Origin of the sequence: Roseovarius sp. MMSF_3350 (assembly GCF_030733425.1) — a bacterium.
Classification (GTDB): Bacteria; Pseudomonadota; Alphaproteobacteria; order Rhodobacterales; family Rhodobacteraceae; genus Roseovarius.
Map to the genome: position 1 here is coordinate 1 of NZ_JASHIZ010000007.1, position 12,606 is coordinate 12,606.

The window sequence follows — 12,606 nt, forward strand, 5'->3', positions numbered from 1 at the left end:
GCGGTGGGTTTTCACCCACCCTACGGATGGAAGCGCCGGAGGCGCCGGCCTATGACCCCGAGGAAATTTTGGGCGTGGTGCCGGGGGACCTGCGCACGCCCTATGATATCCGGGAGGTGATCGCGCGGCTGGTGGATGGCAGCCGGTTCGACGAGTTCAAGGCGCGGTTCGGGGAGACGCTGGTGACGGGTTTTGCCCATGTGGAGGGATGTCCTGTGGGGATCGTCGCCAACAATGGCGTACTGTTCTCCGAAGCCGCCCAGAAAGGCGCGCATTTCATCGAGCTGTGCAGCCAGCGGAAGGTGCCGCTGGTGTTCCTGCAGAACATCACCGGGTTCATGGTGGGGCGCCGGTACGAAAACGAAGGGATCGCGCGGCACGGGGCCAAGATGGTCACGGCGGTGGCGACAACCTCGGTGCCCAAGGTGACGATGCTGGTAGGCGGGTCGTTCGGGGCCGGGAATTACGGCATGGCCGGGCGGGCCTATCAGCCGCGCTTTCTGTGGACCTGGCCGAATTCGAGGATTTCCGTGATGGGCGGCGCGCAGGCGGCGGGGGTGCTGGCGACAGTGAAGCGCGATGCGATCGAGCGCACGGGCGGGACGTGGAGCGCCGACGAGGAGGCGGCGTTCAAGCAGCCCACGGTGGAAATGTTCGAGGAGCAGAGCCATCCGCTCTATGCCTCGGCCCGGCTTTGGGATGACGGGATCATCGACCCGCGGAAGTCGCGGCAGGTGTTGTCGTTGAGCCTGCGGGCGGCGCTGAATGCGCCGGTGGAGGAGACGCGGTTTGGTCTGTTCCGGATGTGAGGTGCGTGGGCGAGGGGCCAGCCCATCGCGCTCCCCGGGATATTTTTGGCCAGAAGAAGAGGCGGCGCAGGAGATGGCGCGGAGTTTGGAGACCGAAGATGTTTGACACGATCCTGATTGCCAACCGGGGCGAGATCGCTTGCCGGGTGATGGAGACGGCGCGGGAAATGGGGGTGCGCTGCGTTGCGGTCTATTCCGATGCCGACAGGGCCGCGCGGCACGTGGCGCTGGCGGATGCGGCCGTGCATATCGGCGGGGCGTCGCCGGCGGAGAGTTACCTTGACGGCGCGAAGATCATCGCGGCGGCGCGGGAGAGCGGCGCGCAGGCGATCCATCCGGGGTACGGGTTCCTGAGCGAGAACCCGGATTTCGTGGAGGCGGTCGAGGCGGCGGGGCTGACATTCATCGGCCCGTCGGCCAAGGCGATCCGGGCGATGGGGCTGAAGGACGCGGCCAAGGCGCTGATGGACGAGGCCGGGGTGCCTGTTGTGCCGGGCTATCATGGCGAAGACCAGGATCCGGGGCACCTGGAGGTGGAAGCGGACCGGATCGGGTATCCGGTGTTGATCAAGGCCGTGGCGGGCGGCGGCGGCAAGGGGATGCGGCTGGTCGAGGACGCGAAAGATTTCGTCGATGCGCTGGAGAGTGCAAAGGCCGAGGCCCGTACCGCGTTCGGCAACGATGCGGTGCTGATCGAGAAGTATATCCAGCAACCGCGGCATATCGAGGTGCAGGTCTTTGGCGACGGGAAGAGCGCCGTGCATCTGTTCGAGCGGGATTGTTCGTTGCAGCGGCGGCACCAGAAGGTGATCGAGGAGGCCCCGGCGCCGGGGATGACGCCAGAGGTGCGGGAGGCCATGGGGGCTGCGGCGGTGCGCGCGGCAGAGGCGATCGGCTATGCCGGGGCGGGGACGGTGGAGTTCATCGTGGACGGCTCGGATGGACTGCGCACGGACGGCTTCTGGTTCATGGAGATGAACACGCGGCTGCAGGTGGAGCATCCTGTGACGGAAGAGATCACGGGTGTCGATCTGGTGGAGTGGCAGTTGCGGGTGGCCGCGGGCGAGGGTCTGCCGAAGCGGCAGGAAGAGCTGAGCATCAATGGGCACGCTTTCGAGGCGCGGCTCTATGCGGAGGACGTGCCGAAAGGGTTCCTGCCGGCGACCGGGCGGCTGCGGCATCTGGAGTTTCCCGAGGGGGCGCGGGCGGACACCGGCGTGCGGGCGGGCGACGAGATCAGCCCGCATTACGATCCGATGATCGCCAAGCTGACCACGTATGGGCCGACGCGGGCCGTGGCGCTGCAGCGTCTGGGTGCCGCGCTGGAGGCGACGCAGGTGGCCGGGACGGTGACGAACCTGGCCTTCCTGGGAGCGCTGGCACGGCACGCGGGGTTCGGCCGGGGCGAGGTGGATACCGGGCTGATCGCGCGGGACCTGGAGGCGTTGAGTGCGGCGCCGGTGGTGACTGACAGGACCGTGGCGCTGGCGGCGTTGGCGAGCCTTGGGTTGTTGGACGGCGGCGGGCCGGAGACGGGCTTTGTCCTGTGGCAGCCTTTGCGGCGGAGCGTGGTGCTGCGGCGCGAGGGCGAGGAGGTTCAGGTAAAAGTGCAAAGCCTGTCGGCGGAGGCGCATGACGTGGAGGTCGGTGAGCGCATGGTTGAGGCGCGGCGCGTGGGCGGGCGCTGGCAATTGGACGGCCAGCTTGCGCCGGAGGTGGCGGTGACGGGTGACCTGGTGACCGTCTTTGCGGGATACGGGATCGGGTTCGACATCCTCGATCCGCTGGAGCGCGGCGAGTTTGCCGCCGGTGACGCCAGCGTGATCGAGGCGCCGATGCCGGGGATGGTCAAGGCGGTGTTCGCCCAAGCCGGGCAGGAGGTGGCCAAGGGCGACCGGCTGGCCGTGCTGGAGGCGATGAAGATGGAGCACAGCCTGCTGGCCCCGCGCGACGGGGTGGTCGCCGAGGTGCTGGCCGAGGCGGGCAGCCAGGTGGAGGCGGGCGCGGCGCTGATCCGGTTGGAGGAGGATGCGGAGGCGGCGGCGTGACGGAGGGGCTGCGGCTGACCGGCTATCGTTTCAGCGTCTATACGCGCAGCGTGCGAATGGTGCTGGCGGCGAAGGGGCTGGGCTATGACTATGCCGAGTGCGATCCGTTCGGCGAAGGCTCGGGGGCGCTGAGCCGTCTGCATCCGTTTGGCCGCGTGCCGGTGCTGGAGGCAGGGGCGTTCCGGCTGTGGGAGACGCAAGCGATACTCGATTACATTGAGGGAATCGCGCCGGAACCGCGCTTGGTGCCCAAGGCCCCGGAGGCCAGGGCGCGGATGCGGCAGGTCATGGGGATTGCGGACAGCTATGCCTACGGGCCGCTGGTGCGGCAGGCCTTTTCCAACGGGGTCTTCGCGGCGCTGGAGGGCGAGAGTGGAGACGATGCCGCCCTGGCCGAGGGGCTGGCCGAGGCGCCGCGCGTGCTGGACGCACTGGAGGAGATTGCGGCGGAAGACCTGGTGCTGCGGCCCGGCGCGTTGGACTTGGCAAGCTGCCACCTGTGGCCGATGCTGGACTATTTCGGCATGGTGCCGGGCGGCGCGGAGATGATTGCCGCGCGGCCCGCGCTGGCAGCGTGGTGCGGTTGGATGGAAACCTGCGACGTGGCACAAGAGACGCGTCCGAACCTGACCAGGGAGGCGATGGCGTGATTGTCCTGCACCATGTGCCGCAAAGCCGCTCGATGCGGGTGTTGTGGCTGCTGAACGAACTGGAGGGCGTGGCGTTTCGCGTGGCGACCCATGCGTTCGACAAGAGCCTGCGGCAGCCCGAGTTCCTGAGCCTGTCGCCCGCAGGGCGCGTGCCCGCGCTTGAGATCGAGGGCGAGCGGATGTTCGAATCGGGCGCGATGATGGAATACCTGTGCGAGAAGTTCCCCGAGCGGGGGATGGGCCGGATGCCGGGCGACATGGATCGGATGGCCTGGCTGGTCTGGCTGCATTTCGCGGAAACCATCAGCCAGCACGTGGCGATCCTGACCCAGCAGCACATCATGCTGCGCGAGGATCACATGCGCAGCCCGACGGTGATGCGGCTGGAGGCGGCGCGCCTGCGCAAGTGCTATGGCGCGATCGAGGCGCGGCTGAGCACGCCGGTGGAGAACCGCGACTACCTGCTGACCGGGGGCTATTCGGCCTGCGATATCGCCGTGGGGCAGGCGGTTTACATGGCGCGGCATTTCGCGACGCTGGACGGGTTTCCCGAGACGGCGAAGTGGTACGCGCGGCTGAGCGAGCGGGCGGCGTACCGGGCGGCGTTGCCGGGACAGACCGACGCGCGAATATATGAACAGGCGTTCTATGCGGCGCCGGAGGAGGATGAGCGTGGCTGAACGGGTCGAGATATTCGAGGTGGGCCCGCGCGACGGGTTGCAGAACGAACAGCACGAGATCCCGGTGGCCGACAAGGTGGCGCTGATCGACTGCCTCAGCGGCGCGGGGTTTGCCCGGATCGAGGTGGCGAGCTTCGTCAGCCCCAAATGGGTGCCGCAGATGGCGGGCTCGGCCGAGGTGCTGGCCGGGATCACCCGGGTGCCGGGGGTGCGCTATGCGGCGCTGACGCCCAACATGCGCGGCTTTCAGGACGCGATGGCGGCGGCGGCGAACGAGGTGGCAATTTTCGGCTCGGCCTCGGAAGGGTTTTCCAAGGCCAATATCAACGCCAGCATCGAGGAGAGCCTGCAGCGTTTCGCCCCGGTGGCGGAGGCGGCGCGCGAGGTGGGCGTGCCGTTGCGCGGCTATGTGTCCTGCGTGACGGACTGTCCGTACGATGGGCCGGTGGCGCCGGATCAGGTGGCCGAGGTGGCAGGGCGGCTTTACGAGATGGGCTGTTACGAGATCAGCCTGGGCGACACGGTCGGGCAGGGCACGCCGGAGAGCATCGACGCCATGCTGCGCGCGGTAGTGCAGGTGGTGCCGGCGGAGAAGCTGGCCGGGCATTACCATGACACGGGCGGCCGGGCGCTGGACAATATCGAGATGTCGCTGGAGTCGGGCGTGCGGGTGTTCGACGCGGCCGTCGGAGGTCTTGGGGGGTGTCCCTATGCGCCGGGGGCGAAGGGCAACGTGGCCACCGAAAAGGTACATGACCGGCTGACGGCGCTCGGGTACGAGACCGGGCTGGACCGGCACGTGCTGGAGCGGGCGGAGAAGATGGCGCGCGCGATGCGGGCCGGGTGACAAGAATTTTTGGAAAATTCTTGTCAAAATTCCTGGAAGAATTTTGGCGCGGGGAGAGAGCGGATGTATGAGACGGTGAGGATCGAGCGCGATGCGCGCGGTGTGGCGACGCTTTGGCTGGACCGGGCGGACAAGCACAACGCGCTGTCGGCGCGGATGATCGCGGAGTTGCATGCCGCCGCCGATGAACTTGGCGCGGATGACAATGTGCGCGTGGTGGTGCTGGCCGCCGAGGGCAAGACATTCTGCGCGGGCGGAGACCTGGGCTGGATGCGCGACCAGTTCGAGGCCGATCCTGAAACCCGTGCCGGGGAGGCGGGCAAGCTGGCCTATATGCTGCAGGCGCTGAACACGTTGCCCAAGCCCCTGATCGGCCGCGTGCATGGCAATGCGTTCGGCGGCGGTTTGGGCATGGTCTCGGTCTGTGACGTGGCGGTGGGGGCCGAGGGCGTGCAGATGGCGCTGACCGAGACGCGGCTGGGGCTGATCCCGGCCACCATCGGGCCTTACGTGGCGGCCCGGATGGGCGAGGCGCGGGCGCGGCGGGTCTTCATGTCGGGCCGGCGGTTCGGGGCCGCCGAGGCGGTACGGATGGACCTGCTGGCCCGCGCCGTGCCCGGCGACGTGCTGGATGCGGCGGTCGAGGAAGAGGTGGCGCCCTACCTGGACTGTGCGCCCGGGGCCGTAGCGCAGGCCAAGGCGCTGTTGCGCCGTCTGGGCCCGCCGATCGACGACGGCGTGATCGACGACACCATCAAGGCGCTCAGCGCCTGCTGGGCCGGAACCGAGGCGCAGGAAGGGATCGCGGCCTTCTTCGACAAGCGCGATCCGCCGTGGCGCGGCGGCGATTGATCGCCGGATTTCCCGCGGCTTTTAACGATAATTCAATCTTTCTGACGCTTTCTGGCCCGGGTCGGGACGGAAAGGACAGTCATGAAGCGGATGATGCAGGCCTTCGGCGCGTTGGAAACGGTGATCCTTGGCGCCGGGTTCTGGTGGCTCGCGGCGGGCTTTGCCGCGGCGCAGGAGGGTGTCTATTCGTCGTCGGACGGCAGGTCGCGTGCCGATCTGCGTTTTTCCGAAGAAATGTTCGACCGCCAGAACGACGTGACGAACAAGGCGGCGCTGTTGTTGCGCGCGCGGGCCGGCGGACGGGTGCCGGAAGGGTCGCTGACCTTCGGCGGGCGACTGATCGCGACGTGGATATCCGAGCGCAGCAACACGCCGGGCAAGTTCCCGATCCTGTCGCGGCTGCCACCGACCCATACGGCGGGCCGGTCGGACGGCTATGGCGTGATCAACGAGATCTCGCTGAACGCCACGCTGGCGCTGCCCTGGGTCACGGGCTTTGTGCAAGGCGAGTTCACCGAGGTCGAGTATCCCGGGCAGGACGACATCCAGCTGCGCAAGTACATGCTGGTGCTGGGGGATCTGAGCCGGTCGCCGTTTTACCTGGCGGTGGGGCGCAAGACCTTGAATTTCGGGAATTTCGCCAGTTACGCGCCGTTCACCCACACGCATTCGAGCCACTATTTCTGGGCTCAGAGCGAGGACCCGGTGATCGAACTTGGCTATGTCACGGACCGCACCGAACTGGCCTTTACGTCGATCCCGGCGCATCGCGGCAACCGGGTGATCAGCAGCCCCAGGAACGACGGCGCGCTGTCGAATTTCGCTGTGAACGGATCGCACCGGTTCGGGGTCGCGCCGGGGCATGACCTGACAATCGGGGCCGGGTATCTGCGCGGGTCGATCTATGACAGCACGATCGCGCATCACCCGCCGGGGCGGGGGATCAACCGGTTCTGGAACGAGCTTTGGGATGTGAACCTGACCTGGAGCGGGCCGCGGTTCGATGTGCAGGCGGAGTTCACGCGGTCGATGCATGACTGGCCCGCGACGGGGCATCACGTGCAGGCCACGACGGTGCAGGCCCGCTGGCACCGGCAGATCGCGGGCAACCCGGTGACGTGGTCGATCTCGGCCAGCCGCGGCGTTCAGGGCCGTGACGGCAGCGAGTGGGAACGGATGGAGCAGGTGATTCTGGGTGTGGAGTACGAGGCCGCGCCGCATGTCACGCTGGGGGCGGAATACATGTATAACGCGGGCTTCGTGCCGCTGATCCTACCGACATTCACAGGCGACCGGTCGGTGGAGTCGCATACGCTGATCGCCGGCGTGAAGCTGACCTTCTGACCGGGGGCTCGCTGAAGGGGCGCGCGGCACAGAGCGATTTGCGTCGCGCGAAGTCGCGATCCGGGCCTGTTCGTGCCCCCGAAGTGCCGGGGCGTTTCGCGCCCGAACCGGGACGCGTCAATTTGTCTGGTACACCAAAAACCACGTATTTCCGATACAGCAGCGTATTCGCGGTTTTCCTGGTGTCGAAGGGCGCGCGAAATCACGTCTCGCTTGGTTGACCCTGCCCCGGGGCAGCGGTAAACCCTCACGAGTACTGTACGCCAATCTTATGCGCGGCCCGCCTTGACGGCACGGCGCGCATGAAAGGAGCCACACGTGGAAGAGATGCTGCGGGAGTACCTCCCGGTTCTCGTTCTTCTGGGGATAGCCATCGGTCTCGGACTTGTCCTGATCCTCGCGGCGGTCGTTCTGGCCGTGCGCCACCCGGACCCCGAAAAGGTCAGCGCCTACGAATGCGGCTTCAACGCCTTCGACGACGCGCGGATGAAGTTTGATGTCCGGTTCTACCTTGTCTCGATCCTGTTCATCATATTCGATCTGGAAATCGCGATGCTGTTTCCCTGGGCCGTGGCCTTTGCGGATCTGAGCATGACCGCGTTCTGGTCGATGATGGTTTTCCTGGCGGTGCTGACGGCCGGGTTTGCCTATGAATGGCGGAAAGGGGCGATGGAATGGCAGTAGAGGACAAGACCGCGCACACCACCGATGACGAGATGGTCACCGAGGTGCAGAGCGAGGGCTATCAGTCGCCGCGGGTCAAGACCGGACCGTCGAGCCAGGTGCCGCTGGAGGCCTATGCCGACGATTACCAGCGCGACACCGCCACGCAGGCGCTGAACCGCGAGTTGCAGGACAAGGGGTTCCTTGTCACGTCGACCGAGGACATCATCAACTGGGCGCGCACCGGCAGCCTGCACTGGATGACCTTCGGCCTTGCGTGCTGTGCCGTCGAGATGATGCACACCTCGATGCCGCGCTATGACCTGGAACGGTTCGGCACCGCGCCGCGCGCCAGCCCGCGCCAGTCGGACCTGATGATCGTGGCGGGCACGCTGACCAACAAGATGGCGCCGGCGCTGCGCAAGGTCTATGACCAGATGCCCGAGCCGCGCTACGTGATCTCGATGGGCTCGTGCGCCAATGGCGGGGGGTATTACCACTACAGCTATTCGGTGGTGCGCGGCTGTGACCGGATCGTGCCGGTGGATGTCTATGTGCCCGGCTGCCCGCCCACGGCGGAGGCGCTGGTCTATGGTATCATGCAGCTGCAACGCAAGATCCGGCGTACCGGAACGATCGTGCGCTGAGGCGCCTTTGGGGGATGCAAGATGACTGATGCGCTGACCGAACTGGCCACCCATATCGAAACCCGCCGCCCCGATTGCGTGGCCGGCTGGTCGGTGGATCGCGGCGAATTGAACATGACCGCGACCCTGTCGAGCCTGAAGGGGCTGGTGGAGTTCCTGAAGGTCGATCCGAACTGCCGCTTTTCGACGCTGGTGGACATCACCGGCGTGGATTACCCGGACCGGCCCAAGCGGTTCGACGTGGTCTATCATTTTCTGAGCATGTACCAGAACCAGCGCATCCGCCTGCGGGTGGCGGTGCGCGAAGAGGACATGGTGCCGTCGATCACCGATGTGCACCCCTCGGCCAACTGGTTCGAGCGCGAGGTGTTCGACATGTTCGGCATTCTGTTCAGCGGCCACCCGGACCTGCGGCGGATCCTGACCGATTACGGCTTTCGCGGCTTCCCGCTGCGCAAGGATTTCCCGACTACGGGTTATACCGAGGTGCGCTATGACGAGGTGCAGAAGCGCGTGGTCTACGAGCCGGTCAAGCTGGTGCAGGAATACCGGCAGTTCGACTTCATGAGCCCGTGGGAGGGTGCCGACTATATCCTGCCGGGCGACGAGAAAACCGACGAGAAGGCCAAGTGAGCCGGATCGGAAAAGGGAGCGGCGGACATGTTCTGGGCGATACTGTTCATGGCGGCGTTCGTGGTTCCCTTCTGGAAGCTGCTGCCGGGCTACGGCATTGCCAGCGCCTGGGCGCTGGTGGCGATCTTTCCGCTGGGCGCGCTGGCGCTTTTGTACCTGATGGCGTTCGGCCCCCGCGCGGACGATAGAGGATAAGGAGACCAAGGATGATGGACGGCTCCAAACCGCTGATCAAAGGCTTTGCCGATACCGAGACCGGCGAGCAGAAGATTCGCAATTTCAACATCAACTTCGGCCCACAACACCCTGCGGCACATGGCGTTCTGCGTCTTGTGCTGGAGCTGGACGGCGAGATCGTGGAGCGCTGCGACCCGCATATCGGCCTGCTGCACCGTGGCACTGAAAAGTTGATGGAAAGCCGGACCTACCTGCAGAACCTGCCCTATTTCGACCGGCTGGATTACGTGGCGCCGATGAACCAGGAGCACGCCTGGTGCCTGGCGATAGAGAAGCTGACCGGAGTGCTGGTGCCGCGCCGCGCGAGCCTGATCCGGGTGCTGTTCTCGGAGATCGGGCGGGTGCTGAACCACCTGCTGAACGTCACCACGCAGGCGATGGACGTGGGCGCGCTGACCCCGCCGCTGTGGGGGTTCGAGGAGCGCGAGAAGCTGATGATCTTCTACGAGCGGGCCTGTGGCGCGCGGCTGCACGCGGCCTACTTCCGGCCCGGCGGCGTGCACCAGGATCTGCCGCCCGAACTGCTGGACGATATCGAGACATGGGCGCGGGACGAGTTTCCGAAGTTCATGGACGATATCGACGGGCTGCTGACGGAGAACCGGATCTTCAAACAGCGTAACGCGGATATCGGCATCGTCAGCCAGCAGGAGGCGCTGGACTGGGGCTTTTCCGGGGTGATGGTGCGGGGCAGCGGCATGGCGTGGGATTTGCGCCGGGCGCAGCCCTATGAATGCTATGACGAGTTCGACTTCAAGATCCCGGTGGGCAAGAACGGCGACTGCTATGACCGTTACCTGTGCCGGATGGAGGAGATGCGGCAGTCGGTTTCGATCATCCTGCAGGCGATCGAGAAGCTGCGTGCACCCGAGGGGCAGGGCGATATCCTGGCCCGGGGCAAGATCACGCCGCCCAAGCGCGGCGAGATGAAGACGTCGATGGAAGCGCTTATCCATCACTTCAAGCTGTATACCGAAGGGTTCCACGTGCCCGACGGCGAGGTGTATTGCGCCGTCGAGGCGCCCAAGGGCGAGTTCGGCGTCTACCTGGTGTCGGACGGCACCAACAAGCCCTACCGCGCCAAGCTGCGCGCGCCGGGGTTTTTGCACCTGCAGGCGATGGACCATGTGGCGGGTGGGCACCAGCTGGCCGATGTGGCGGCGATCATCGGGACGATGGACGTGGTCTTTGGGGAGATCGACCGCTAGGCGGTGCACCGGGTATTTCCCTGCAGAATGACAAGGCCGGAACAGGGCGGCGAAGGTTCGGAGAGACGACAAGATGAAGAAGAAGATCGGTTTGATGGGCGCCATTTCGGCGATGGGGATCGTCGCGGGCTGCACCGCGCCGCCCGAGGGAACGGGCGAGCAGGACGTGGCCAAGTTCCAGGTCGCGGTGGCCAGCATCGGCTGCACCCTGAAGACCGAGGCGGATTACCTACCGGTCGAATTGCAGACCGGCCTCAGCCGCGAGCAATCGACCCAGATGGCCGCCTACATGGTCACCACCGAACGCGCCGTGCGCCTTGAGGGCGGCGGGATCAGAATGACGACAGGAGCGTGCGCAGCCTGATGCCGAGATACCTTACTCATTTCCACCATCGCTGGGCTCGCTGCGGATGCTTTGTGGGCGCTCATCCGGTTGGAGGTGCGTCTTGAGTAAGGGAGTCATGGATTTTCTTGTCTGGTTTTGTTTCTTGGGGATCCCTGTGACAGCTGTCGGCACGCTGGTCGCGAGGAGCAGTGGTAACCGCACTTTGGCGGCATTTCTGCTGGTCGGATGCTTTGTCTTGTGTCTGATCCTGCTGGTACAATTCTGGATCGTTACCGCGATGTTGCGCTGAGTGGAGTTTGGGATGACTATTTTTTTAATTCGACCAAACCGAGCGGTAGATGACCCCAAAGTCGTGAATACGAGGACACGCTGAATGCTACGCCGCCTACACAGAGAACAGCCCGAGAGCTTTGCCTTCACGCCCGACAACCAGGCGTGGGCCGAGGCGCAGATCTCGAAATATCCGCAAGGCCGCCAGGCAAGCGCGATCATCCCGCTGCTGTGGCGTGCGCAGGAGCAGGAGGGCTGGCTGAGCCGTCCGGCGATCGAGCATATCGCCGAGATGCTGGAGATGGCGCATATTCGGGCGCTGGAAGTGGCCAGCTTCTATTTCATGTTCCAGCTGTCGCCGGTGGGCAGCGTGGCGCATTTCCAGATCTGCGGTACCACGTCCTGCATGATCTGTGGGGCCGAGGACCTGGTGGCGGTCTGCCGCGAGAAGATCGCGGACACGCCGCATACCGTCAGCGCGGACGGCAAGTTCAGCTGGGAAGAGGTGGAGTGCCTTGGGGCCTGCGCCAACGCGCCGATGGCGCAGATCGGCAAGGATTATTACGAGGATCTGACCGCCGAGCGGTTCGCCGAGATGATCGACGAGTTCGCCGCCGGCAAGGTGCCGGTGCCCGGGCCGCAGAACGGGCGCTATGCGTCCGAGCCTCTGGCCGGTCTGACGACGCTGAAGGAGTTCGACTCGGGGCACACCAAGTATAACGGCTCGGTTCAGCGGGCGGTGGACCTGGGAGACACGATCCGGCGGATCGACGGATCCGAGGTGCCGCTGGCAGCGCCGTGGCGCGAGCATGGTGCGAACCACCAGCCTGCGCCGCCGAAGGTGAAGATAAACGAGTCGCCCGCGAACCCGGGGCTGAATGCTGCGAAGCCTGACCGCTCGGAAGGGCGGCCCGCCGACGATACCGGTGTGACCAAGGCCGAGGCGCCCGCCAAGAGCAAGGCCAACCCGGTGTCCAAGGACGAGCCTGCCGGCAAGGACAAGAGCGAGAAGGCCAAACCGAAAGCCGCTGCCAGGGCTGAAGCGTCGGCAGAGGGCGAGGGCACCAAGCCAGCGACGATGGACGCGCCGCGCGACGGCGGGGCCGATGACCTGAAGAGGATCAAGGGCGTGGGGCCGAAGTTGGAGAAGCTTCTGCACTCGATGGGCTTTTACCATTTCGACCAGATCGCCGCATGGGGGCCGGAGGAGGTCGCCTGGGTGGATCAGAACCTGGAAGGGTTCAAGGGACGGGTGAGCCGGGACGACTGGGTCGTCCAGGCGCAGACCCTGGCCGATGGTGGTACGACGGAATTTTCGAAAAAAGTCAAAAAGGGGGACGTCTGACAGACGATCTTCACGCCACAGGGAGTT

General features: G+C 65.7%; 15 protein-coding genes. All 15 read left to right on the plus strand.

Annotated features, from left to right (window positions below; all coding sequences use genetic code 11):
* Window positions 1-809 (plus strand): carboxyl transferase domain-containing protein (locus tag RBB31_RS08220; protein WP_306128802.1); only part of this gene is annotated, 809 nt, incomplete at its 5' end.
* A 98-nt stretch (window positions 810-907) separates the two neighbouring features.
* Window positions 908-2,857, plus strand: coding sequence for a biotin carboxylase N-terminal domain-containing protein (locus RBB31_RS08225; RefSeq protein WP_306128803.1), 1,950 nt, complete (start codon window positions 908-910; stop codon window positions 2,855-2,857).
* The gene (locus RBB31_RS08230) at window positions 2,854-3,507 is read left to right on the plus strand and encodes a glutathione S-transferase family protein (RefSeq protein ID WP_306128804.1); all 654 of its coding nucleotides are present in this window, start codon (window positions 2,854-2,856) and stop codon (window positions 3,505-3,507) included. The genes RBB31_RS08225 and RBB31_RS08230 overlap by 4 nt, the downstream gene beginning before the upstream one ends.
* Window positions 3,504-4,187 (plus strand): glutathione S-transferase family protein, encoded by a 684-nt coding sequence (locus RBB31_RS08235; protein WP_306128805.1) that lies wholly within the window; start codon window positions 3,504-3,506, stop codon window positions 4,185-4,187. The genes RBB31_RS08230 and RBB31_RS08235 overlap by 4 nt, the downstream gene beginning before the upstream one ends.
* The gene (locus RBB31_RS08240; RefSeq protein ID WP_306128806.1) at window positions 4,180-5,034 is read left to right on the plus strand and encodes a hydroxymethylglutaryl-CoA lyase; all 855 of its coding nucleotides are present in this window, start codon (window positions 4,180-4,182) and stop codon (window positions 5,032-5,034) included. The genes RBB31_RS08235 and RBB31_RS08240 overlap by 8 nt, the downstream gene beginning before the upstream one ends.
* Window positions 5,035-5,097: 63 nt before the next feature.
* A complete protein-coding gene (locus tag RBB31_RS08245; protein ID WP_306128807.1) occupies window positions 5,098-5,886 on the plus strand; it encodes a crotonase/enoyl-CoA hydratase family protein in 789 nt (262 codons plus the stop codon).
* An 81-nt stretch (window positions 5,887-5,967) separates the two neighbouring features.
* The gene (locus tag RBB31_RS08250) at window positions 5,968-7,230 is read left to right on the plus strand and encodes a hypothetical protein (protein WP_306128808.1); all 1,263 of its coding nucleotides are present in this window, start codon (window positions 5,968-5,970) and stop codon (window positions 7,228-7,230) included.
* Between the two features lie 318 nt (window positions 7,231-7,548).
* A complete protein-coding gene (locus tag RBB31_RS08255) occupies window positions 7,549-7,914 on the plus strand; it encodes an NADH-quinone oxidoreductase subunit A (protein WP_057789898.1) in 366 nt (121 codons plus the stop codon).
* The gene (locus tag RBB31_RS08260) at window positions 7,905-8,540 is read left to right on the plus strand and encodes an NADH-quinone oxidoreductase subunit B family protein (RefSeq protein WP_306128809.1); all 636 of its coding nucleotides are present in this window, start codon (window positions 7,905-7,907) and stop codon (window positions 8,538-8,540) included. The genes RBB31_RS08255 and RBB31_RS08260 overlap by 10 nt, the downstream gene beginning before the upstream one ends.
* Window positions 8,541-8,561: 21 nt before the next feature.
* On the plus strand, window positions 8,562-9,173 hold the full coding sequence (locus RBB31_RS08265; protein ID WP_306128810.1) for an NADH-quinone oxidoreductase subunit C: 612 nt from the start codon (window positions 8,562-8,564) through the stop codon (window positions 9,171-9,173).
* 27 nt (window positions 9,174-9,200) lie between these two features.
* Window positions 9,201-9,368 carry a hypothetical protein gene (locus RBB31_RS08270; protein WP_306128811.1) on the plus strand — a complete coding sequence of 56 codons (168 nt, stop codon included), beginning with the start codon at window positions 9,201-9,203 and terminating at the stop codon, window positions 9,366-9,368.
* A gap of 14 nt (window positions 9,369-9,382) precedes the next feature.
* The gene (locus RBB31_RS08275) at window positions 9,383-10,618 is read left to right on the plus strand and encodes an NADH-quinone oxidoreductase subunit D (protein ID WP_306128966.1); all 1,236 of its coding nucleotides are present in this window, start codon (window positions 9,383-9,385) and stop codon (window positions 10,616-10,618) included.
* Between the two features lie 73 nt (window positions 10,619-10,691).
* A complete protein-coding gene (locus tag RBB31_RS08280; protein ID WP_306128812.1) occupies window positions 10,692-10,982 on the plus strand; it encodes a hypothetical protein in 291 nt (96 codons plus the stop codon).
* 97 nt (window positions 10,983-11,079) lie between these two features.
* On the plus strand, window positions 11,080-11,253 hold the full coding sequence (locus tag RBB31_RS08285) for a hypothetical protein (RefSeq protein WP_306128813.1): 174 nt from the start codon (window positions 11,080-11,082) through the stop codon (window positions 11,251-11,253).
* Between the two features lie 84 nt (window positions 11,254-11,337).
* Window positions 11,338-12,579 carry an NADH-quinone oxidoreductase subunit E gene (locus tag RBB31_RS08290; protein WP_306128814.1) on the plus strand — a complete coding sequence of 414 codons (1,242 nt, stop codon included), beginning with the start codon at window positions 11,338-11,340 and terminating at the stop codon, window positions 12,577-12,579.
* The last annotated feature ends 27 nt before the right edge of the window (window positions 12,580-12,606 follow it).